We start from the raw sequence: 20990 nt of genomic DNA on the forward strand, positions 1-20990 counted from the left end.
GCCCCCGCGACACCGGCTGCGGCCGCGTCACCGCCCGGGCCGCCCGGGCCGCCCGGGCCGCCCGCCTGCTACCGGCCCAGCGCCGCCATCGCGGCGTTGTGGCCGGGCACTCCGCTCACCCCGCCGCCGCGCACCGCGCCGGCCCCGCACAGCAGTACATTGGCGTGCGCGGTCTCCACGCCCCAGCGGCCGCCGTCGCCCTCTGCGGCGTACGGCCAGGACAGGTCGCGGTGGAAGATGTGGCCGCCGGGCAGCCGCAGTTCGCGCTCCAGGTCGAGTGGCGTCTTCGCCTCGATGCAGGGGTCGCCGTTCGCGTCGAGCGCAAGGCAGTCGGCGATCGGCTCCGCCAGGTACGAGTCGAGTTCGGCGAGCGTCGCCTTCAGCAGCTCGGCGCGCGCCCGGTCGTTGTCGTCGGCGAAGAGCCCGGCCGGGGTGTGCAGTCCGAAGAGCGTCAGGGTCTGGCAGCCCTGGGCGGCGAGTTCCGGCGACAGGATGGAGGGGTCGGTCAGCGAGTGGCAGTAGATCTCGGACGGCGGAGCGCTCGGCAGCCGGCCCGAAGCCGCCTCCCGGTAGGCGGCGGCCAACTGCTCGTAGCCCTCGGAGACATGGAACGTGCCCGCGAAGGCGTCCTGCGGAGCCACGGAGGCGTCCCGCAGCCGAGGCAGCCGGCGCAGGAGCATGTTCACCTTCAGCTGCGCGCCCTCCGCCTCCTTTGGTGCCGGTTCGCCGAGGAGCACGGCCAGTTCCTTCGGTGACGCGTTCACCAGGACCCGGCGGGCGGCGACGGCGCCCTCGCCCGCTGGAGCGCGGAAGGCGACCTCGGCCCGCTCGCCGTCGGTCCCCACGGCGACGACGTCGTGCTCGACGGCGATCTCCGCCCCGGCCTTCCTGGCCGCGGCGGCCAGCGCGGCGGTGAGTGCGCCCATCCCGCCGACCGGCACGTCCCAGTCACCGGTGCCGCCGCCGATGACGTGGTAGAGGAAGCACCGGTTCTGGACCAGCGACGGATCGTGGGCGTCGGCGAACGTGCCGATCAGCGCGTCGGTCAGCACCACGCCGCGGACGAGGTCGTGGGTGAACCGCTGCTCGATCGCGGCGCCGATCGGCTCCTCGAAGAGCATCCGCCATGCCTGCTCGTCGCCGACCAGGGCCCGCAGCTCTTCACGGGTGGGCAGCGGCTCGGTCAGCGTCGGGAACACCCGGCGGGCGACCTCGCCGGTGATCGCGTAGAACTCCTGCCACGCCGCGTACTCCCGGTCACCTCCGGTGAGGACCTCGAACGACTCGCGGGTGCGGCCGGCGCCCACCAGGAGGCCGCCGCGGCCCCTCGGCGTGTAGGAGGAGACGGTCCGCTTACGTACGGCGAAGTCCAGTTCCAGGTCACGCACGATCTTGTCGGGCAGCAGCGAGACGAGGTATGAGAACCGGGACAGCCGGGCGTCGACGCCGGGGAACGGACGCGATGACACGGCCGCGCCCCCGGTGTCCGCCCGGCGCTCCAGGAGAAGGACGGAGCGACCGGCGCGGGCCAGATAGGCGGCGGCGACCAGACCGTTGTGGCCACCGCCCACGATCACGGCGTCGTACGAGGCATGTGCGGGCATGGCCGGACCCTAACCGCCGGACGTCTGCTCCGCCACGGTGCGGCGCAGCGCGGCGACCTGCCGGTACAGGTCGACCGCCTCGGCGTGGCGCCCGAGCTGTTCCAGGCAGTGCGCCTCGTCGTTGCGGCTGGACAGGGTGTCGGGGTGGTCGGGGCCGAGGACCCGCTCGCGGGCCCGCGCCACCTGCTCGTAGACGCCCATGGCGTCGGACCAGCGGGCCAGCCAGCCGAGCGCGACCGCCACCTCCCGTCGGCTCACGAGGGTGTCGGGGTGGTCGGGGCCGAGGACCCGCTCGCGCAGGGCGCTCACGTCACGCGCCTCGGCCAGCGCCTCGTCCCAGCGGCCGAGCCGGCCGAGGTTGACGCCCAGGCCGTGGCGGGCGCGCAGGGTCTCCGGATCGTCCGGGCCGGACGCGCGGGTACGGTCGGCGACGAGGCCACGGTAGACGTCGAGGGCCTCCGCGCCGCGGCCGAGCCTGCCGAGGCAGATGCCGGTCTCGTAGCGGGCGGCGAGCGTGTCCGGGTGGTCGGGGCCCATCGTCTGCGCCCGTGCCGCAGCCACCTCCCGGTAGACGGTCAGCGCCTGTGCCCAGCGGCCCAGCAGCCCGAGCATGTGAGCCGCCTCGTAGCGGGTGACGAGCGTGTCGGGGTGATCGCTGCCGAGTACCCGGGCGCGGGCCTGTGCGACGTCGTCGGCGATCCGGTGAGCCTCCTCGATCCGCCCCATCCGGCCCAGGTTGAAGGCGAGATTGTGCCGGCAGCGCAAGGTGTCGGGGTGGTCGGCGCCCATGGCCCGCTCGCGGGAGGCGAGGACGGCCGCGTACATCCCGTCGGCCTGGTTGTACCGGCCGAGACCGCTCAGAACATAGGCAGTCTCCTGGCGGGCGGCGAGCGTGTCGGGGTGGTCGGGGCCGAGGGCGCGCTCCCGTCCGGCCGCGACATGGCCGAACTCCTCGAGGGCGTCCGTGGCGCGGCCGGTGCGGCTGAGGCTGAACGCGATCTCGTAGCGGCTGGAGAGCGTGTCGGGATGGTCGGGGCCGAGCAGCGTTCCGCGTTCCGCGGCCACCGCGCGATGCACCTCGCCGGCCTCCTCCCAGCGGCCCAGGCGGCCGAGGCTCAGGCCCGCGTCGTGCCGGGTGGCGAGGACGGCGAGCAGTTCGGGCGACGGAGTGGTCCGCTCGGGCTCGGGTCCCTGGCCCGGCACCGGGGCCCCCGGGAGCCCGGCGGGTGCCGGGGCCGCCCCCATGTGTGACGCGGGCGCCGGTGCTGCCTGGTGCCCGGCGCGCGCCGGCGCCCCCTCGTGCCGTTCGGGCACCGGCACCCCTTCGTGCGGTTCCGTCGCCGGTGCTCCCTGAGGCCGTGCGGGACGCGTGGTCCACTGGCCGGTCAGCGCCGCCGTGTGGTCGGGGCCGGGCGGCACCCGTCCGGCGGCGGGGGTGGCGGCCGCCGGACGGCCGACGGTCATCCCGCGTGTCCAGTACGGCAGGGCGGTTTCGCGTGCCGCGTCCGGCACGGGCTCGCGCTGGAGGGGCACCACGGCGGGCCGGTGGCGCACGTGGCCCGCGGCGTGGATACGGTGCCTCAGGTGCCCTGCGGCACCGGGCCGCTCCTCGGGTGTCTTGGCGAGCAGGTCGAGCACCATCAGGTCGAGGAACTCGGGAATCTCGTCACGGTGTTCACGCAGCGGCCGGGGATCCGTGTCGCGGTGTCCGACGAGGATGGACCAGGTGTCGCCGACGTCGAAGGGCGGCGCGCCGGTGGCGAGTTCGTAGAGCACGCAGCCCAGCGAGTACAGGTCACTGCGGTGGTCGACCTCGCCGCCGCTGATCTGCTCGGGCGACATGTAGTGCGGGGTGCCCATGGCGATGCCGGTGCCGGTGAGCTTGGACGTGAAGCCGATGTCCTCGCCGAGGCGCGCTATGCCGAAGTCGCAGATCTTCACCCCGCCGCCGGTGAGCCGCATGATGTTCGCGGGCTTCAGATCGCGGTGCACGATGCCCCGTTCGTGGGTGTAGTCGAGGGCGTCGGCGATCTGGTCGGCGATGTCCACGACCTCGGCGACGGGAAGGGGCTGCTGCTTGTTGTCGTCGAGCAGCTGGCTGAGGTTACGGCCTTCGAGCAGCTCCATCACGAGGTAGAGGACGCCCTCGTGCTCGCCGAAGTCATGGACGACGGTCACGCCCCGGTGCTGGAGCGCGGCGGCGACGCGGGCCTCGCGGCGGAAGCGTTCCCGCAGGACCCGGGTGAAGGACCGGTCGGGCTGCGATCCGATCGGCTTGAGGCACTTGACGGCCACATGCCGGCCGAGGGATTCGTCGCGGGCCCGCCACACCTCGCCCATACCGCCCCGCCCGATGAGATCGAGCAGTCGGTACCGGCCCTGGATCAGCCTGGTTTCCGCCATCGCGTGCTGTCGCCCCCGTCGCTGTGCTGCGCCCTCCCCGGCCGGTCCAGTATGGCGGCCCGCCTGCGCGGTTTGTACGGGGCGGGGCGTGTTCCGGACCCGAGCCGGGCGATCGCTCGCCGGACGTGACCGGGCGGCAGCCGCCAGCGTATACGGGAAGGTACGCGGCGCAGCAGGTTGCCCGTGGCCGTCAGCCGGCGTGTCACGCGATACGGCGGCGGTGCGGCTGCCGTACGGCGACGGGGCGGCGCTGCCTTACGGCGGCGGTGCGGCTCTGCTCTTGCGGCGCGCGGGCGTACGGAGGCAGGCCGTCGTAGGCGAGTGCGGCGACCGGCCCCGGAGCCGTGCGCGCGGGGGCCGACGCAGTACGTCGCCGACCGTCAACCGCCCGAGGCACTCCTCCGGATGTGCCCTGTTGCCTCGCAGGTGGTGGTCGAGCGGCCGCTCGCGTGGGTCACCCCCGCCACCCTGCACGTGACTGCGGGCAGCGGTCCGATCCACTCGTCATCCGGGCAGCCATCACTCTGGCGACCAGGCGGCTCGCCCGCAAACCGGCCCGTCGGGACGAGCCACCGGCGCACCGGCCGCGAGCAGCCCGTCCACACCTGCTGTGGCACGCGATGCCGGGCTGTCACGGCTGTTTCAGGCGGGCTCGAATGTCATGCAGTCCACCTCGTTCTCGACGTAGCCCACGGTGATCCCGGCGGCACGGCACTCGAACTGGTCGTTGTGCCGGCAGGCGGACACCTTGCAGGCGCCGACACGTCCGGTGGTCGCGGGGTCTCCGCCCTTCGTCGAGGCGGTGAAGAACGTGTCGCAGCGCGCATGGCGGACGTCCCCCACGGTGATGGCCAGCGCATGGCAGGCGTGATCCCTGTTGTACGCGCAGTCGTCGACCGCGCACTCCTGGACGGCGGGCATCTCCATGGGAGCCTCCTCGGACGGTATGCCGAACGTGCCCCTCAGACATGCTCCCGGCCAAGTGGCTGAGCGCAGGCGAAAGGGGCGACGCGATGACGTGGAGACGCTCGCACGCAGCGCCGCCGCCCGCCTGTTCACAGGGCCGGTACGGCATCCGAACGGAGCAGTCGCGACCGCTGTCAGTGGAGTTCCGCACGAACCGAATGGTCCTCCCCCGTCAGCCCCGGGGCCGGCGTGACCAGTTCGACGGACATGTCTCCCCATGGCCCGAGCGTGGAGGACTTCCCGTAGGTCGGAAGCGGCCACACTTCGTGACACGCGCTCCGGTACCGAGCCCGCGGGACGGCATGGGCAGCGGTACGGGGCCCGGACTGATCGTCGGCGGCGCTCCGGAGTGCGGGCAGGTGCGTCATGGGACAACTCCGCGTTCGCCCCGCGGGTTCAGCGCCACTGCGGTACGACTGCGACAGGGCAGGCGGCATAGTGCAGCAGCGCGTGATTCACCCTGCCGAGGTGCAGTCCGACGCGATCGAGCCGGTGCCGGGCTCCCACGACCAGCAGGTCTCTGGTTGCGGAGCGCCGCAGGAGCACGTCCCGCGCCGGCCCCTCGGCTACGGTGCGCTGGACATCCACTGACGGGAATTCACCGGCGGAGCGGGTCAGGGCCTCGTCGAGCAGGGCCTTCGCCTGATATCCGTCCTGGTCGTCGTGGCGTGGAAGATCAAGCGTCCCGCTGACGGGCCTTCGCGCGGGACGGGGCCGGGCCATCACCGCGTCGAGGGGGCAGCCGCGTGCCGCCGCGATCTCGAAGGCGAAACGGACGGCCGCCGAGTTGGATGCGGCGTCCGGGACACCGATCATGATCTGTCCATACCCCTCGGGCGGCGGCCGGTTCTCGCCCCGGACGACGACGACGGGGCACTGTGCGCGAGCCGCGACGACCAGGCTGACGGACCCCAGGAGGAGGTCTTTCAGCTCACCGCGGCCGCGCGCCCCGATGACGAGTGCGGAGGCGTTGCAGTCGGCGTTCAGCAGAGCGGTCACCGGGTCGTCGTGCACGACTTCCGTCGTCACTTCGACGTCCGGGGCCTCAAGGCGGGCTCGGCGCTCGGCAGCGTCGATCACATGACGGCCGCAGTCCTGCCCGAACGGGTTCGCCGCATCGGACGCCTGGACGGACGAGGGCGCGTACTCGCCCTCAGCGGTCGCGTGCACGATCTTCAGAGGCAGGGTGAGCCGGGCTGCCTCGTGGGCGGCCCAGTCGAGCGCGAGCATGCTGGAGCGCGATCCGTCGACTCCTACGACCAAAGGCAACCACATGGTCTTCACCCGCTTCGTGCCGGTGCCGAAATCTCATCTACTGCCACCGTCGCACTGGGCTCGCACCGGAAGGAGAGGCGGATGGGACAGCGCACAGGGACGTCCGGCCCCGTGCTGTCGAAGACCGGGCCGGAGGCCCACCGGCGGCCTGAAGGCCCGGGGGCATCGACGCGGTTTCCCGGGCGCCATGCCCTGGAGCCGCGTATCAGAGCCGCTCGGCCCCGTTCATGACCCCGTCGGCCCTCTCCATGCGCTCCCTGAGCGGCGACGCTGGAGGTACAGAAACGCGGCCCGCAATCCATGACCGCATTCTCGGAGGTGGCTTCGATGCCCATCCGTACACCAGACACGACACCGGTCACCTCGTGGGTCACCGATGCCACCAGGGCACCGTCCATGCACAACGCGCAGCCCTGGCGGTTCCACTACGCGGAGGCAGACGGTGTGCTGTCGCTGCGAATCGACCCGAGCCGCAGGATGCCGCACACCGACCCCTCGTCACGCGGTCTGCACCTCGGGTGCGGTGCCGCGCTGTTCAACCTTCGCGTCGCCGCGGCTCGGGCCGGCTGGGAACCGCGGGTCCGGCTGCTGCCGGACACCGCGGACCCGGAAGCACTCGCCGTGATCACTTTCGTGGAGAACGGCGAGCGGGACGACATCGCCGACCTGTATCCGGCGATCGGCAGGCGGCGCACGAGCAGGGAGCCGTTCAGGGACGAGGCCGTCCCCGAGGCTCTGCTCGACGGACTGCGCGGTGCCGCTCTGTCCGAAGGGGCGCGGCTCGACCTGCCGGGTGAGTGGCAGATCCAGGCGGTGCTCGACCTCGTCCGGGACGCCGAGCAGGCGGAGCAGCTCTCCCCCGCCGTGCTGGAGGAGATCGCCCGCTGGGCGGTCGGCGCGGACAGCACGAGCACCGAAGGCATCCCGCTCCATGCACTGGGGCCCCGTCGCTACGACGGCCGGGCTCCCGTCCGGGACTTCGCCGTTGGCCGACGCGTCGAGGGGCGTGGATCCGCCGTGTTCGAGCAAGCGCCCTGTCTGGCGGTTCTCGGTACACGGGAGGACACGAGCGAAGACTGGCTCCGCGCCGGTCAGGCCATGGAGCGCGTGCTGCTGCAGGCGACGCGGGACGGCCTTGCCACGTCGCTCAACTCGCAGGCTCTGGAATGGCCGGAGTTGCGCTGGGCGCTGCGCGATCCGGTGTCCGCCACGGGATACCCGCAGATGGTGATCCGCCTCGGTTACGGACCGCAGGCTCCCGCGACCCCTCGCAGGTCCGTGTCGGACGTGCTGGTCATCACCTGACGTGCACGGCGGCGAGACCTGACGTGCGCGCGTAGGCGGCGACGACGGGCGTACGCGGCGACGAGCGGCGCCTTGAGTCGTGCCTGGCGCCTTGAGTTCCGCCTTGAGGTGTGCGACGTCCGGGCCGTGCGCGTCATCGGGTCCCGTGCGCCGTGCCGCGTCACCGGTCCGGCGCAGCGATCCGGGGCTCGGATCCACTCACCGGCCCGGGACTCACTTGCCGGCCTGGGCTTCTGTGGCCCGAAGCGCCGCGCGCCCGGCTTCGAGACGTGCCACGGGGACGCGGAAGGGCGAGCAGGACACGTAGTCCAGACCGGTGTCGTGGAAGAAGTGCACGGATTCCGGGTCTCCGCCGTGCTCCCCGCAGACACCGATCTTCAGCCCCGGCCGGGCGGCCCTGCCTTCGGCGACGGCGATCTCCACCAGGCGCCCCACGCCCTCACGGTCGATCGTCTCGAACGGGGACACCTCGAAGATGCCCTTGTCCAGGTAGGCCGAGAAGAACGCCGCCTCGACGTCGTCGCGGGAGAAGCCCCAGGTGGTCTGTGTCAGATCGTTCGTGCCGAAGGAGAAGAACTCCGCGTCCTGGGCGATACGGCCCGCGGTGAGGGCAGCTCTCGGCAGTTCGATCATCGTACCGACCGGGCAGTCGAGGGCGACTCCGGTCTCCGCGGAAACCCGCTCCAGTACGCGGGCGACTTCCGCCCTGACCAGACGGAACTCCTCCACGTCGTCCACGAGCGGCACCATGATCTCTGCCTGGGGATCGCCACCGGCCCGTCGACGTGCCACGACGGCTTCGGCGACGGCTCTCACCTGCATGGCCACGAGACCGGGAACGACCAGTCCCAGCCGTACCCCGCGCAGGCCGAGCATGGGGTTCTCCTCGTGCATCCGGCTGACCGCTGCCAGCAGCTCGGCGTCGCGCGGATCGGGCTGCCGCCCCAGGGCACCGTGCCGGGCGACGCGTACCGACAGCTCCGTCAGGTCGGGCAGGAACTCGTGCAGCGGTGGATCGAGCAGCCTGATGGTCACGGGCAGACCGTCCATCGCTGCCAGGATGCCGGTGAAGTCCTGCCGCTGCGGAGGCAGCAGAGCAGCCAGCGCCGCTTCCCTCTCTGCGTCGTCGTGCGCCAGGATCATCGCTTCGACCAAGGGACGGCGGTCACCGAGGAACATGTGCTCGGTACGGCACAGCCCGATCCCCCGGGCCCCGAACCGCCGTGCCCGGGCGGCGTCCTCGGGTGTGTCGGCATTGGCCCGGACCTCCATGCTCCGGGCCGCGTCGGCCTGTTGGACGATCCGGTGCACATCCCGTACGACCTGCGGGGCATCCTCGCCCGGCGGGTGGCCGCCGCCCTCGAAGTACCTCATCACCGGGGAGTCGACCAGCGGGGCGGCCCCCAGGAACACCGCCCCCTCGGAGCCGTCGACGGAGACCACGGTGCCTTCCGTGACGGTGTGCGAGGTCGTGGAGAAGCGCCGCCGACGGGGATCGACCGTCAGCTCCTCCGCACCGCAGACGCAGACCTTGCCCATGCCCCGGGCGACGACGGCCGCATGGCTCGTCTTGCCACCGCGGCTGGTGAGCACGGCCTCCGCGGCGATCATGCCCGGCAGGTCGTCCGGTGTCGTCTCCTGCCGCACGAGAACGACCCTCTCTCCCGCGGCGGCCCGGCGAACCGCTTCGGCCGAGTCGAAGACGACCGCTCCGACGGCGGCGCCCGGAGAGGCGGGGATGCCCCGGGCCAGGACCTCGCGGGTGCCGGCGCTGTCGAACCGCGGGAACATCAGCCGGGCCAGACCTTCGCCGTCGACCCGGCCCAGTGCCTCCGGCGCGGTGATCAACCCTTCGTCGACCAGCTGCCCGGCGATGGCGAAGGCCGCCTGCGAGGTGCGCTTGCCGACACGGGTCTGAAGCATGAACAGCGTTCCGCGTTCGATGGTGAACTCGATGTCGCACAGGTCCCGGTAGTGCGTCTCCAGCTGCCGCATGCAGTCGCGCAGCCGGTTGAAGGAGGCCGGGTCGAGGCTCTCCAGGTCCTGCAGGGGGACGGTGTTGCGCATGCCCGCGACGACATCCTCGCCCTGGGCATTCGGCAGGTAGTCGCCGTATATGCCGGGCCGGCCCGTGGCCGGGTCGCGCGTGAAGGCGACGCCGCTGCCCGAGTCGGGGCCGAGGTTGCCGAAGACCATGGTCTGGATGTTGACGGCGGTGCCGAGGTCGTCCGGGATGTGCTCCCGCCGCCGGTAGAGCCGGGCCCGTTCGCCGTTCCACGAGGTGAAGACGGCGAGGATTGAGCGGCGGAGCTGCTCGGCGGGTTCCTGCGGGAACTCCTCTCCGGTCTTCACCAGGATCAGGTCCTTGTACGTCTCCACCAGCCTCATCAGATCAGGGGTGTCGAGCCGGGTGTCGTCGACGGCGTGGTGCTGCTTCTTGACACCGGCGAGGACCTCCTCGAAGGAGGCGCTGTCGACTCCCATCACCGTGCTGCCGAACATCTGCACGAGACGTCGGTAGGAGTCCCAGGCGAACCGTTCCGTTTCGGGAGTCCGGCCGAGGCCGAGAACCGAAAGGTCGTTGAGTCCGATGTCGAGGATGGTCTCCATCATGCCGGGCATCGAGAACCGCGCCCCGGAACGGACCGAGAGCAGCAGCGGGTCGTCCACCTGCCCGAACCGGCGGCCGGCCGTTCGTTCCAGGGCGGCCAGATGCTCGCCGACCTGCTGCTCCAGCCCCGGGGGCGGCTCACCTGTCGCCAGAAACGCCCGGCATGCCTCCGTGGTGACGGTGAAGCCCGGCGGCACGGGCAGACCCATGCGCGCCATCTCGGCGAGATTCGCGCCCTTGCCGCCCAGGAGGTCGGCCATGTCCCGCCCGCCGTCGGCGAAGTCGTACACGTACCTGCGTTCCATGGCACTCCATCCGTCTCCCGATGCCCGTCGAGTCCCCCGTGACCCGCCTTTGAAGCGCTCGGTCGTCAGTCGTGCGGAACGACCGCCACGGGGCCGACGTGTGGAAAGCACGGAATGGACGGCCGGCCCGATGCGGGCTCCCAGACGCGAGCGGTGTGCCGGGCATGACGGGCTCCTTTCCATGGGTCCTTCCTCTCCCAGACTGGTCGGTTCAGGCGGGAGAGGAGAGAGGCCACAGGACCCTCTGCGGGGCCATGAGGCCCACATGGCAGCGCGCCGGACAGGGGGCCGTCCGCCCGGATCGGCCCCGTACGGAGACGGCTGCGGCGCGGCTGCCGTGAGGACGCCTCGCTCGCGGCACCGCACCGGCTCAGGAGCAGCGGGATCAGCCTGCGAGCGCGGTGAGTGTGGCCTTCAGGTCACCGGCCTTCGGGCGGTTGTGCGGCAGCTTGGCGAGGATGCGGGCCATACCGCAGGTGTCGGTCAGTGCCGAGAAGACCAGCCCGCCGGCGATACCGGCGGACAAGAGGCGTGCACGGGGTCGGTGCTGTCCGAGTACGAGCCCGGCGAGAACCAGTGAGCCGGCAGCCAGTCGGACCTGGCGTTCCATGCCCCAGACCGTACGTGCGCCCCGGGGGCGGTGAAGGTCGTGCCCGAGCCGCGTCCAGGTGTCGGTGCCACCGGTGAGGGTGACCGCGCGGACACCGCCCTGGGCCAGGGTGGCGCACGCCTGGCCGGAGCGGGCGCCGGAGGCGCACACCACGAGCAGGTCACCCCGTGAGGCGGCGGCCTTGATCGCGGGCAGGGCGTCGTCGAGGTGGTCGAGCGGGATGTTGTGGGCACCGGGCAGGTGGCCCGTGGCGTATTCGCCCGGGGTGCGGACGTCGATCACGATCAGCTCGTGCAGACGGCTGACGGCCTGGCCGGCGTCGATAGCGGTGGGAGTCGTCACTGGTTTCCTTCTTCGCGGTAATGAGGTGTCGCTCCGGTAAGATACCCAGAGGGGTATCGGGAAGGAGCGCTTGTGGAACTGGCGATGGCGGCCGAGGAACTGAAGGCAGTGGTCAACCGGCTGCGCCGGGCTCAGGGGCAGATAGCCGGCGTGATCAAGATGATCGAGGAGGGCCGAGACTGCGAAGACGTGGTCACGCAACTGGCCGCCGCCTCCCGGGCGCTGGACAAGGCGGGATTCGCGATCATCGCCACCGGTCTGCAGCAGTGCCTGACCGACACCGACATGGCTGCGAGCGGTGACCGCGAGCAGATGCGGGCCCGGCTGGAGAAGCTCTTCCTGTCCCTGGCCTGAGGCGCTCCCGGCGCCGCCTCATGTCAGCACGTCCAGCAGCATGAGCGCGGCCACCGCCAACAGCGCTGAGGCGAAAATACGCTGAAGCACCTTGCCGGAGACCTTGGCCGCCAGCCGCTTGCCGTCCCACGCCCCGAGGACCGCGGTGGCGATGAACGGCGCGACGACGGCCCAGTCGAGTCCCGCCGTCGTCGGACCGCGAGTGACGAGCGAGGCGAGCGCGTTCGCCGAGATGACCAGCAGGCTGGTGCCGACTGCCGCCTGCACCTCCAAGCCCAGGACGGTGATCAGAGCGGGAACGGCGAGGAAACCGCCGCCCACACCGAGCAATCCGGTGAGAGCGCCCAGCCCGGCGCCGGCCCCCGCCGCCTTCACAGGGTGCTCCGCACCGTCCTGGGCAGCGGTCCGGGCCGGGGCGAACATCCTGACCGCGGCCAGCCCCGCGACGGCGGCGAAGGCGGCGGTCAGCACGTGCTGCGGCAGCCGGGAGGCGGCCGCTCCCGCGGCGGCGGCCGGCAGGACGCCGGCCGCGGCGAACAACGCTCCCGTCCTCCACCGCACGTTGCCCGCGCGGGCGTGTGCGTACAGAGCGGTGGCGGAGGTCGCGCCGACGATGAGCAGGCTTGCCGTAGTGGCTGCCGCCGGGGAGAAGCCGAGCACGTAGATGAGCGCGGGAACGGCGAGAACGCTGCCGCCGCCCCCGAGCGCGCCGAGCGCCACACCGACCAGGGCACCGGCGAGCAGCGCCAGGACCACCGCACTCACGCTATGACGCCGCGGTCGCCGCGCCCGTCGACCACCGGAAGGCCCTCCCGGGCCCAGGCGATCATGCCGCCGGTGACATCGGCCGCGTCCACCCCGCAGTCGGCCAGGAGTTCGGCCGCCTGTCGGGACCGGCTACCGGAACGGCAGATGACGACGACGGGCCGGCCCTGCACGGAGGCAGGCAGTGCGGCACCGGCCAGGAGCCGCGTCAGCGGGAGGTGCTGTGCGCCGGGTGCGTGTCCGGCAGCCCACTCGTACCGCTCTCGCACGTCGAGCAGGGCAGCATCGCCCTGCTCCGCCCGTTGCCGGGCCTGTGCAGGAAAGAGGCGGCTCGGGGCACGTCGGGAAGGCATGGTGTCTCACTCCGTGAAAGGGGGTGCAAGCGGTCAAGGGGTACGGGTGAGGCCGGCCTCTTCGGCGGCCTCGAAACCGTCGTCGACCGCTACGACGTCCCGCCCGACGGCATCCAGCAGCGACGCTGCGATCGCCGCGCGCATCCCACCGGCGCAGTGCACCCACACCACACCGGGCGGCACCTCCGCGAGGCGCCCGCGCAGTTCATGGATCGGTACGTGCAGCGAGCCGTCGACGAAGCCGTTCGCCCGCTCGGAGTCACGGCGTACGTCCAGCACGACCACCTGGTCTCCGCGCTCCCGCAAGGCGGCAAGATCGGCGAACCGGGCGCGAGGGAAGGAAGCGGGCTCCTCGCCCTCCCTGACCCAGCGGTCCGGACCACCCGTGGCGGCGGCCGCCGGACGGTCGATGCCGACGCGGGCCAGTTCCCGTTGGGCGTCCGCGACCTGCTCGGACGTCTCGGCCAGCAGGGTGACGGGCTTGCCCCAGGGGATGAGCCACGCCAGGTAGGTGGCGAGTTTGCCTTCTCCCTCGAAGTTGAACGCTCCAGAGGCATGCCCGTGAGCGAAGGCGACGCGGTTGCGGAGATCGACGACCCACTCCCCCGCCGCCAGCCGCGCCGCGATCTGCTCGGCGTCGGCCGGCTGCGGAGGGGTCAGGTCGACGGGTGCGGGACCGGCCGCGTTGACCGGGCCCATGTGCGCGTAGTACGCGGGGACGTCCTCCGGTTCCGCGAGCATGTCGCCGACGAAGCCGTCCACGTCCTTGGTGAGCACGTCATTGGTCTTGCGTTCCGCGCCGATCGTGGTCGTCTCCCCTTCGGCCTGGGCGGACGAGCAGAAACTGCCGAATCCGTGCGTGGGGAGCACCTGCACATCGTCGTCGAGTTCGTCGGCCAGGCGATGTGCGGAGGCATGCTGCGCGCGCGCCAGCCGCGCGGTCAGCCGGGGCTCGACCAGATCCGGCCGTCCCACGCTGCCGATGAGCAGCGACCCGCCGGTGAAGGCGGCCACACCCCGGCCGCCTTCCTCGAGAACGTACGAGGTGTGGTGCGGCGTGTGCCCCGGAGTGGCCAGCGCGCGCAGCACCAGGCTTTCGTCCACGGTCACGGTGTCACCGTCGACGACGGGTGTACGGGCGAACGCCACCGGGGCGTCCGCGGGCACCAGGTACCGGGCGCCGGTGACGTGTGCCAGGTGCAGACCGCCGCTGACGTAGTCGTTGTGCAGGTGTGTCTCGAGCACGTACGCGATGCGCACTCCCCGCCGGGCCGCCGCGGTGATGACCTGGTCGATGTCGCGGGGCGGATCCACCACCGCCGCGAATCCACGGCCGCCGACCAGATAGCTGCGGTTGCCCAGGCCCTCCTGCTTCAGGCTCTCGACGAAGAACACGATCAAGACTCCTTCCTGTGTACCCCCGGGGGTATTCATCCACTTTAACAGAGGTACCCCGGGGGGTATTTCCCGTGTCGGCTCACCGGGTACCCGCGCACCGGCGGAGCACACCCTCCGAGACGCCCTCCGCGGGCGGGACCAGGTCCATACGGGGATGCGGGAACTGTCGCCGGAGCCCCCGGAGCCACGACGGCACCAGTGCGTCCGGCGACCGGCTTCCCGAGCTCCGTGACGCGGTCCGCCGAGCCCGAGCGGTCACGTCGTGCCTCACCTCTTCTGCGAGGTCCTCGTCCGTCCGGAGAAAGACCTTGAGGAGGTCGGACCGGCTCACGATGCCTCGCAGGAGGCCCTGCTCATCGGCGACCGGCAGGCGCTTCACCTGATGTCGTGCCATCAGGCGGGTCGCCTGGGGCAGCGTGGCGCCGGGGTGAACGGTGATGGCGGGAGCCGACATCAGATTCCGCGCGGTGACGGCCCCGGCCTTGGCGTGGTCCGCCAGGCGCTCCTGCCGGCCGATCAGCGTGGGCTCCGTGTCACGCAGCTCCTCCTTGGCCAGAAGATCCGCCTCGGACACCACTCCTACGACGCGCCCCTCCCCCTCCAGCACGGGCACCGCGGTGACCTGCCACTGCTTCATGGCGGTCACGATCTCTTTGAACCGGGCGTCCCGCTCCACAGCGACGACGGTCGGAGTCATCACGTCGCTGACGACATGCGGTGATCGGCGATTCACGGCACGCCCCCTTCGGCAGTGCATCGGCTCTGCCCCAAGAGGCGGATTCCTGCAATGTCAGCCTGCCCTTCGAGCACGTCGGACGACAGGGCCGAGCGGCCCGTCGTACGGCCCTGGCCAAGCCCCGGCTCTCCGGGTTCGGCCGCCGGCGGCGTGTCACTGGTCGGGCACGACCACGACGGGGCAGGACGCGTGGTGCAGCACGGTGTGGCCCACCCTGCCCAGCTGCATGCCGAAGTGGCTGTGCCGACGGCGGGCTCCGAGGACCAGGAGGTCGGCCGCCGCCGACCTCGCGACCAGGACCTTGCGCGCCGACCCCTCGACAGTGGCCCGCCTCACCCGGACGTCCGGGTGGTCCCGCACCGATGTCTCGAGTGCTTCTTCGAGCAGGTTCGACGCCCGGTCCTCGTGGTAGCGGGCGGGGTCTCCCGCCAGTAGCGGGTGGTCCGTCGTCTCGTGGGCCGGGCGGCGCCAGGCCCGGATCACATCCAGGGTGCAACCTCTCAGCTCTGCTTCGCGAAAGGCGAACCGGACCGCTGCCGAGTCGATGTCGGCATCTCCGACGCCGAGCGTGAGGCGCTGGTGTGTACCTGCCAGTCCCGCCTTGTCGCCGCGCACCACGATGACCGGGCACTGGGCGGCGGCGGCCACAGCGAGGCTGACCGAGCCCAGCAGCAGTCCCGCGATGTCGCCACGGCCTCGTGATCCGGTGACCAGGGCAAAGGCGTGCCGCCCTTCTCTCAGCAGAGCGCCCACCGTGTCCTCCGGAAGCACATCGGTGACGACCTTGACGTCCGGCGTGCGGCGACGGACTCGCTCCGCTGCGGTTCCCACGATGTTCTCGGCAAGCACCTGCCCGTCGGGACGGCCCAGGCCGGACGCCAGGGCGGCGCCTTCGTAGCGTTGCCACAAGGACGCGTACACCAGGCGCAGCGGCAGACCGTGGCGAAGCGCTTCGTCCGCTGCCCAGTCGGTCGCCAGGAAGCTGGACTCCGAACCATCCACGCCTACAACCAGGGGCGACTCCATCATCCCCACCGCCTTTCACCGAAGGGCCGTCAGCTCTCGCTCTCACCGTCACACGGGAGGCCGGCGGTCCCCAGGGCCGGTCGGACCGCTGCGGATGCCCGTACGGCCCCATGTCCGGTCCCGTCATCGGCGCACGCCGGAGGTGAGGACGTACGAGGAGGGCCGGCCGATGACGAGTACCGAAGCCTCCACACCCGCGCCGCTGACGGTTGGGACCACCGTTGTCTTCGCCCTGCTCTCCCCGACGACGCCGAACTGCGCCGTCTTCGCTGACCGACGAGGCATGAGGGACGAGCCATGAGGCATGCCGCCAGACTGTCCCCCGGCATCCCCCTACAGGGGGTGGGGCACCACCGCTACGGGGCAGGCCGCATGGTGGATCATCGCGTGCGTGACGGGACCGATACGCGTGCCGGTGCCGACGCGGTGGCCGACGACGACGAGGCTCGCGTTCTCGGCGGCGAGGAGCAGACCGTGGGCAGCGCGCTCCTCGGCCAGCCGCTCGGTGACGGACACGTCCGGGTACTTCTCGCGCCACGCGTGCAGTACCGCGGCCGGCGAAAGCCGCGTCTCGTTCCGCAGGGTGTCGGCCTCGGCCGTCGGTGTCGGCCCGTAGCCATGCCAAGCGGGAAGCTTTCGTGCGTAGACGGCGGTCAGTGACGTCGCCCGCACCTTCGCCGCCTCGAAGGCGAACGACAACAGCTCCTCACCCGGGTGCTCCGGGTCGAGCCCGAGGACGACCGGCCGGAACGCCGTCCGCTCGGATGCCGAGGTCGTCGGGGCGTGAGCGTGTTCCTCCTCCGCACGTTCACCGGCACGGACGAGGACGACCGGGCCTCGCGCCTGCGCGGTGACGTCCAGAGTCACGGAGCCGATCATGAACCCCGCAAGGCTGCTGAATCCCCGGGACCCCATGGCGAGCACGACGGAGGTCTCCGCCGCGGCCAGCAGGGCGGTCACCGGCGCCTCCGCGGTCCGACGGGGAACGATCTGCAGGCCGGGGCAGTCCGCCAACAGCCTTCTGGCCATGTGGTCCAGAGCTCTGTTCACACGCTCGGCCGGTACGTCGATCTCCGGGAGGTGTGTGCGCGGAGTCGGTTCGTACCCGGCCTGCAGCAAGGTCAGAGGCGCTCCTCGGAGAATCGCCTCGCGAGCCGCCCACCGGGCAGCGGCATTGCTCTCGGCGGACCCGTCAATGCCCGCAGTGACCGTCTTGCGCATGATGCACCCTTCGGCGTGTACGTATAGGCGCACCCGCGGACTGCGGTGACCGCACGGTGGCGTGGAACCGGGCGGGCCGGCGGAGCGCATGGTGCCGACCGACGGGAGCGACCGCATCGCAGGTCGGCGCACCGGGTGAGGGGCGGAAGGAGTCCCACCCGCTTCTCGCGGATCCTGATTGCGCGGTGCGCGGTTCACGACCGCTTCTCCGCGTCTCCGTCAGGACTCCTTCCGTCACTTACAGGTAACCACCGCCCGCGGCCGCCCACCAGGGCCGACCGGCCCTCCTGAGCCGGCCCCACGGTTCGGCGGAGAAGGGAGGCCGGCCGGGACACGGTCCTCACCTGCCGCCCCCGTCTCTCCCGCTAGCCGGCCACGCTGACCTCGTCGTGCGTGGGGCCGCCCAGCACCACTTTGAGCGCCCCGGTGTGCGCTGCTCGGGCGAAGACGTCGTACGCCTCTTCCATCTGCTCCAGCCGGAATCGGTGCGTGACCATCGCAGACGCCGCCGGAAGCTTCCCACCCGCCATCATCCGAAGAAGCAGCGGCGTGGAATGGGTGTCGACGAGCCCGGTCGTGATCGTCACGTCCTTGATCCACAGATCTTCGAGGTGGAGCACCGCCGGCTTGCCGTGCACACCGACATTGGCGACACGGCCTCCGGGCCGCACCATCCGGGTGCACTGTTCGAACGCCTCGGGTACGCCGACCGCCTCGACGACGACGTCGGCACCGAGGCCGTCCGTCAGGTCCTCGACCAGCTGCTCCGGGTCTTCTGCCGCATCGGCGGTGGCGTCCGCGCCCATGGCACGTGCGGCCTCCAGCCGGGATTCGGCCAGATCGACGGCGATGATCCGTCCCGGGGTGCAGAGCTGCGCGGTGGCGATGGTTGCGAGGCCGATCGGACCGGCTCCGATCACGACGACGGTGTCACCGGGCCGCACGCGTCCGTTGAGGACGCCGACCTCGTAGCCGGTGGGGAAGATGTCCGCCAGCAGAACCGCGTCGTCGCTCGTCACGGCGCCGGGAAGAGGGTGGACCGAGAGGTCGGCGAAAGGCACCCGGACGTACTCGGCCTGGGTGCCGTCGATCAGGTGGCCCAGCATCCAGCCTCCGCCGCCCCGGCACTGCCCGTAGCGGTTCTCCCGGCAGAACCCGCAGCGGCCGCAGGAAGCGATGCAGGAGACCAGCACGCGGTCGCCGGGGCGTACCGTGCGTACGTCGCCGCCTACCTCTACGACCTCTCCCACGGCCTCATGGCCCAGCACCGTGCCCCGGGCGACCTCGGGAACGTCGCCTTGGATGATGTGCAGATCAGTACCGCAGATCGTGACGGCGTCGACGCGTATCACCGCGTCGCCGGCGTCCTTGATTCCGGGGTCGGGAACATCCTGCCAGGACGTCTGTCCAGGGCCTTGAAACACCAGTGCCTTCATGATGTCGCCCTTCCTGTCGAGGGTGTCCAACCAGGGTCGCTCTTCCGGTCGGCGAGCGCTTGGGCCGGTCGGCCCGGGGGAGGGAACCGATCGGGGCCCTCACGGCGCTCATGCCCTGCCGACGGCGGCCACCGGACCGTGCGGCCGTGATGCAGGGCCGATCGGCCCTCGCGGGGCGCGCACCGCTCCCGGATGCTGAACGGGCATCGGGCGGGCCGAAGTGGCCGTACCCGTCGAACCGTACGGAGGGCACCCATGACCGGCGCGATAACGGTAGGCGTGGACGGATCACCGGAGAGCCTGGCGGCAGCCGACTGGGCAGCGCGCGAAGCCGTGCTCCGCGGGATCCCGCTCCGCATCGTGCATGCCTGGCTCTGGCAGCCCCTGGACGTACCCGTCGTCCAGGACCGGGAAGCGCAGGCCAAGTCCGCCGACGGCATCCTGCACGAGGCCGAGACGCATGTCCTCGGCCGGTACACGGGGCTCTCCGTCACCGGCGAAGTGGTGCCGGACGTGCCCGTTTCCGCTCTCCTGAGTGAGACGGAGAAGTCCGACATGTTGGTGATCGGTTCACGAGGGCACGGCGCGCTGATCGGCTTCCTGCTCGGCTCGTACGGCCGGCAGGTGATCGCCGCCGCGACGAAGCCCGTCGTGTCGGTACGAACTCGGGACAGGGAGATGTCCGGGGCGGGTGCGGGCGAGGTCGCCGTGGGCCAGCAGGGTACGCCGGAGGACAGCGAGCCGGTGCTGCGTTTCGCCTTCGAGGCGGCTGCCGCACGAGGTGCTGCCGTTCGAGCGGTGCGGGCCTGGAGTCTGCCGCCGATCCACGGCTACGGCCCCGGCTCGATGCGACTCGCCGACGAGGCGGGAGGGCTCGAGCCGTTCGAACGGAAGGCGCTGCAGGAGGCACTCGCACCGTGGCGTGAGCGCTTCCCCGCCATACCGGTGACGGAGCATGTCGAGATCGGGAGCCCGGGGCAGGTCCTGCTGTCGGCCGCCTCGCGCGCCGGGCTTCTGGTGGTGGGCCGCCGTGTACGCCGCTCTCCCGTCGGGAGCCGCATCGGTTCCGTCGCGCACGCCGCCCTCCACCATGCCGGCTGTCCGGTGGCAGTGATCCCGCACCCCTGACGACCGATCGTGCCCGTACGGACGACAACCGATCGTCTCCGTACGGGCCCGCCTCCAGCCGCGCCTGCCGACGGTGAACGCAAACAGCCCACGCGCCGCAAGCAGCCGTTCCCCCGCTCGCCGCCGCGAGCGACGCGGGGGAACGGGGGAAGCCCGGTGGGCCCTGCGGCGCTGATCCGCCTCAGGTCTGTGAGCGGCCTTTCCGCGTCGCTGTCGAGCCGTTCCGATCACCCTGAGTCCGATCACCCTGAGTCCGGTCGCCCTGAGTCCGGTCGCCCTGAGCGGCTGCCGCCTGCGTGGCGATGACCGCGGCCTGCACCCGCCGTTCCACGCCCAGTTTGGCCAGCAACCGGGAGATGTTGTTCTTGACCGTCTTCTCAGCCAGGTAGAGCCGGTTACCGATCTCCCGGTTGGTCAGTCCTTCCCCCACCAGGGCAAGGATCTCCCGCTCGCGTTCCGTAAGCCCGGGCAGCCCCTGCGGCGGCTCCTCCCGGGCGCCACCGCGCAGTCGGGCCATCACGCGCGCCGTGGCGCCGGGGTCCAGCATGGACTGGCCCGACGCCACCGTGCGCACCGCGTTCACCAGGTCCACGCCGGTGATCTGCTTGAGCACGTAGCCGGAGGCGCCTGCCATGATCGCGTCGAGCAGTGCTTCCTCGTCGTCGAACGAGGTCAGCATGAGGCAGGCGAGATCGGGCATGCGGGAGCGCAGCTCACGGCAGACGGCCACCCCGTCCCCGTCCGGCAGACGTACGTCGAGTACGGCGACCCGGGGACGCAGTGCGGGCACGCGTGCGAGCGCCTGCTCCGCCGTGCCGGCTTCGCCGACCACTTCAAGGTCCGGCTCGGCGTCCAGGAGGTCGTGTACGCCGCGGCGCACCACCTCGTGGTCGTCGAGGAGGAAGACCGTGACCGGTGCCTTATCGACGGAGCCGCCGCTGTTGTCCGTCATCGCACACTCCGTACTCGGGGAGTCCGTCCGCCAGAGACCTACGAACATCGTGCCGCCCCGGTCGGTCCGACGGCCAGGGCCGGTCGGCCCATGGTCGGCGGGCGAAAGGGATCTACGGCCGGCCAGAGGGCTCCCGGCGGGCCTGCGTCCTTGGACTCGCGCTGCCGGTGGCCCGTCGGCATGGGCCCAGCAGGGGCAGC

General features: G+C 71.6%; 17 protein-coding genes and 1 pseudogene. 3 read left to right on the top strand and 15 right to left on the bottom strand.

Annotated features, from left to right (window positions below; all coding sequences use genetic code 11):
* Positions 1-68: 68 nt before the first annotated feature.
* From AB0903_RS15300 to AB0903_RS15320, 5 genes and pseudogenes are all read right to left on the bottom strand, one after another.
* Positions 69-1604 (bottom strand): NAD(P)/FAD-dependent oxidoreductase, encoded by a 1536-nt coding sequence (locus tag AB0903_RS15300; protein WP_366702853.1) that lies wholly within the window; start codon positions 1602-1604, stop codon positions 69-71.
* Between the two features lie 9 nt (positions 1605-1613).
* Positions 1614-4007, bottom strand: coding sequence for a tetratricopeptide repeat protein (locus AB0903_RS15305; protein ID WP_366702855.1), 2394 nt, complete (start codon positions 4005-4007; stop codon positions 1614-1616).
* A pseudogene (locus AB0903_RS15310) lies at positions 3989-4231 on the bottom strand (DUF2236 domain-containing protein); the annotation flags it as partial. The pseudogene AB0903_RS15310 and the gene AB0903_RS15305, both read right to left, overlap by 19 nt.
* A gap of 418 nt (positions 4232-4649) precedes the next feature.
* Positions 4650-4934 (bottom strand): DUF1540 domain-containing protein, encoded by a 285-nt coding sequence (locus AB0903_RS15315; RefSeq protein ID WP_366702857.1) that lies wholly within the window; start codon positions 4932-4934, stop codon positions 4650-4652.
* Between the two features lie 435 nt (positions 4935-5369).
* The gene (locus AB0903_RS15320; protein ID WP_366702859.1) at positions 5370-6248 is read right to left on the bottom strand and encodes a universal stress protein; all 879 of its coding nucleotides are present in this window, start codon (positions 6246-6248) and stop codon (positions 5370-5372) included.
* Between the two features lie 327 nt (positions 6249-6575).
* Here AB0903_RS15320 and AB0903_RS15325 point away from each other — a divergent pair, with 327 nt between their 5' ends.
* Positions 6576-7553: a nitroreductase family protein gene (locus AB0903_RS15325; protein WP_366702861.1), complete on the top strand. Its 978-nt coding sequence runs from the start codon at positions 6576-6578 to the stop codon at positions 7551-7553.
* Positions 7554-7766: 213 nt separating this feature from the next.
* Here AB0903_RS15325 and ppdK read toward each other — a convergent pair whose 3' ends face one another.
* The gene (gene ppdK, locus AB0903_RS15330) at positions 7767-10469 is read right to left on the bottom strand and encodes a pyruvate, phosphate dikinase (protein ID WP_366702863.1); all 2703 of its coding nucleotides are present in this window, start codon (positions 10467-10469) and stop codon (positions 7767-7769) included.
* 385 nt (positions 10470-10854) lie between these two features.
* The gene (locus AB0903_RS15335) at positions 10855-11421 is read right to left on the bottom strand and encodes a rhodanese-like domain-containing protein (RefSeq protein ID WP_366702865.1); all 567 of its coding nucleotides are present in this window, start codon (positions 11419-11421) and stop codon (positions 10855-10857) included.
* Between the two features lie 72 nt (positions 11422-11493).
* On the opposite strand from AB0903_RS15335, the gene AB0903_RS15340 reads away from it, so the two are divergent.
* Complete coding sequence (locus AB0903_RS15340) at positions 11494-11775, top strand: metal-sensitive transcriptional regulator (protein ID WP_356896243.1); 282 nt, start codon at positions 11494-11496, stop codon at positions 11773-11775.
* Between the two features lie 18 nt (positions 11776-11793).
* On the opposite strand, the gene AB0903_RS15345 is transcribed toward AB0903_RS15340, so the two are convergent.
* The 7 genes from AB0903_RS15345 to AB0903_RS15375 all read right to left on the bottom strand — a co-directional run bounded on the left by AB0903_RS15345 (position 11794) and on the right by AB0903_RS15375 (position 18710).
* Positions 11794-12540, bottom strand: coding sequence for a sulfite exporter TauE/SafE family protein (locus tag AB0903_RS15345; RefSeq protein ID WP_366702867.1), 747 nt, complete (start codon positions 12538-12540; stop codon positions 11794-11796).
* Positions 12537-12893, bottom strand: a complete 357-nt coding sequence (locus AB0903_RS15350; RefSeq protein ID WP_366702869.1) for a rhodanese-like domain-containing protein — start codon at positions 12891-12893, stop codon at positions 12537-12539. The genes AB0903_RS15345 and AB0903_RS15350 overlap by 4 nt, the downstream gene beginning before the upstream one ends.
* Positions 12894-12926: 33 nt before the next feature.
* The gene (locus tag AB0903_RS15355; RefSeq protein ID WP_366702870.1) at positions 12927-14288 is read right to left on the bottom strand and encodes an MBL fold metallo-hydrolase; all 1362 of its coding nucleotides are present in this window, start codon (positions 14286-14288) and stop codon (positions 12927-12929) included.
* Positions 14289-14370: 82 nt separating this feature from the next.
* Positions 14371-14988, bottom strand: a complete 618-nt coding sequence (locus AB0903_RS15360) for a CBS domain-containing protein (RefSeq protein WP_366703025.1) — start codon at positions 14986-14988, stop codon at positions 14371-14373.
* A 192-nt stretch (positions 14989-15180) separates the two neighbouring features.
* Positions 15181-16062: a universal stress protein gene (locus AB0903_RS15365; RefSeq protein ID WP_366702872.1), complete on the bottom strand. Its 882-nt coding sequence runs from the start codon at positions 16060-16062 to the stop codon at positions 15181-15183.
* Between the two features lie 324 nt (positions 16063-16386).
* The gene (locus AB0903_RS15370) at positions 16387-17391 is read right to left on the bottom strand and encodes a universal stress protein (RefSeq protein WP_366702874.1); all 1005 of its coding nucleotides are present in this window, start codon (positions 17389-17391) and stop codon (positions 16387-16389) included.
* A gap of 248 nt (positions 17392-17639) precedes the next feature.
* The gene (locus AB0903_RS15375; RefSeq protein ID WP_366703027.1) at positions 17640-18710 is read right to left on the bottom strand and encodes an alcohol dehydrogenase catalytic domain-containing protein; all 1071 of its coding nucleotides are present in this window, start codon (positions 18708-18710) and stop codon (positions 17640-17642) included.
* A 255-nt stretch (positions 18711-18965) separates the two neighbouring features.
* On the opposite strand from AB0903_RS15375, the gene AB0903_RS15380 reads away from it, so the two are divergent.
* Positions 18966-19838, top strand: a complete 873-nt coding sequence (locus AB0903_RS15380; RefSeq protein WP_366702876.1) for a universal stress protein — start codon at positions 18966-18968, stop codon at positions 19836-19838.
* A gap of 181 nt (positions 19839-20019) precedes the next feature.
* Here the strand turns inward: AB0903_RS15380 and AB0903_RS15385 are convergent, their stop codons facing one another.
* A complete protein-coding gene (locus tag AB0903_RS15385; RefSeq protein ID WP_366702878.1) occupies positions 20020-20790 on the bottom strand; it encodes a response regulator transcription factor in 771 nt (256 codons plus the stop codon).
* Positions 20791-20990: the final 200 nt, after the last annotated feature.

Source organism: Streptomyces sp. NPDC048389 (assembly GCF_040706335.1).
Taxonomy (GTDB): domain Bacteria; phylum Actinomycetota; class Actinomycetes; order Streptomycetales; family Streptomycetaceae; genus Streptomyces.

What these genes read in the sequence shown, in the direction of transcription:
- AB0903_RS15325 (WP_366702861.1), top strand. Translation starts at nt 6,576, where the DNA reads ATGCCCATCCGTACACCAGACACGACACCGGTCACCTCGTGGGTCACC.
- AB0903_RS15380 (WP_366702876.1), top strand. Translation starts at nt 18,966, where the DNA reads ATGACCGGCGCGATAACGGTAGGCGTGGACGGATCACCGGAGAGCCTG.
- ppdK (WP_366702863.1), bottom strand. Translation starts at nt 10,469, where the DNA reads ATGGAACGCAGGTACGTGTACGACTTCGCCGACGGCGGGCGGGACATG.
- AB0903_RS15385 (WP_366702878.1), bottom strand. Translation starts at nt 20,790, where the DNA reads ATGACGGACAACAGCGGCGGCTCCGTCGATAAGGCACCGGTCACGGTC.
- AB0903_RS15360 (WP_366703025.1), bottom strand. Translation starts at nt 14,988, where the DNA reads ATGACTCCGACCGTCGTCGCTGTGGAGCGGGACGCCCGGTTCAAAGAG.
- AB0903_RS15300 (WP_366702853.1), bottom strand. Translation starts at nt 1,604, where the DNA reads ATGCCCGCACATGCCTCGTACGACGCCGTGATCGTGGGCGGTGGCCAC.
- AB0903_RS15375 (WP_366703027.1), bottom strand. Translation starts at nt 18,710, where the DNA reads ATGAAGGCACTGGTGTTTCAAGGCCCTGGACAGACGTCCTGGCAGGAT.
- AB0903_RS15320 (WP_366702859.1), bottom strand. Translation starts at nt 6,248, where the DNA reads ATGTGGTTGCCTTTGGTCGTAGGAGTCGACGGATCGCGCTCCAGCATG.
- AB0903_RS15370 (WP_366702874.1), bottom strand. Translation starts at nt 17,391, where the DNA reads ATGCGGTCGCTCCCGTCGGTCGGCACCATGCGCTCCGCCGGCCCGCCC.
- AB0903_RS15350 (WP_366702869.1), bottom strand. Translation starts at nt 12,893, where the DNA reads ATGCCTTCCCGACGTGCCCCGAGCCGCCTCTTTCCTGCACAGGCCCGG.
- AB0903_RS15315 (WP_366702857.1), bottom strand. Translation starts at nt 4,934, where the DNA reads ATGGAGATGCCCGCCGTCCAGGAGTGCGCGGTCGACGACTGCGCGTAC.
- AB0903_RS15305 (WP_366702855.1), bottom strand. Translation starts at nt 4,007, where the DNA reads ATGGCGGAAACCAGGCTGATCCAGGGCCGGTACCGACTGCTCGATCTC.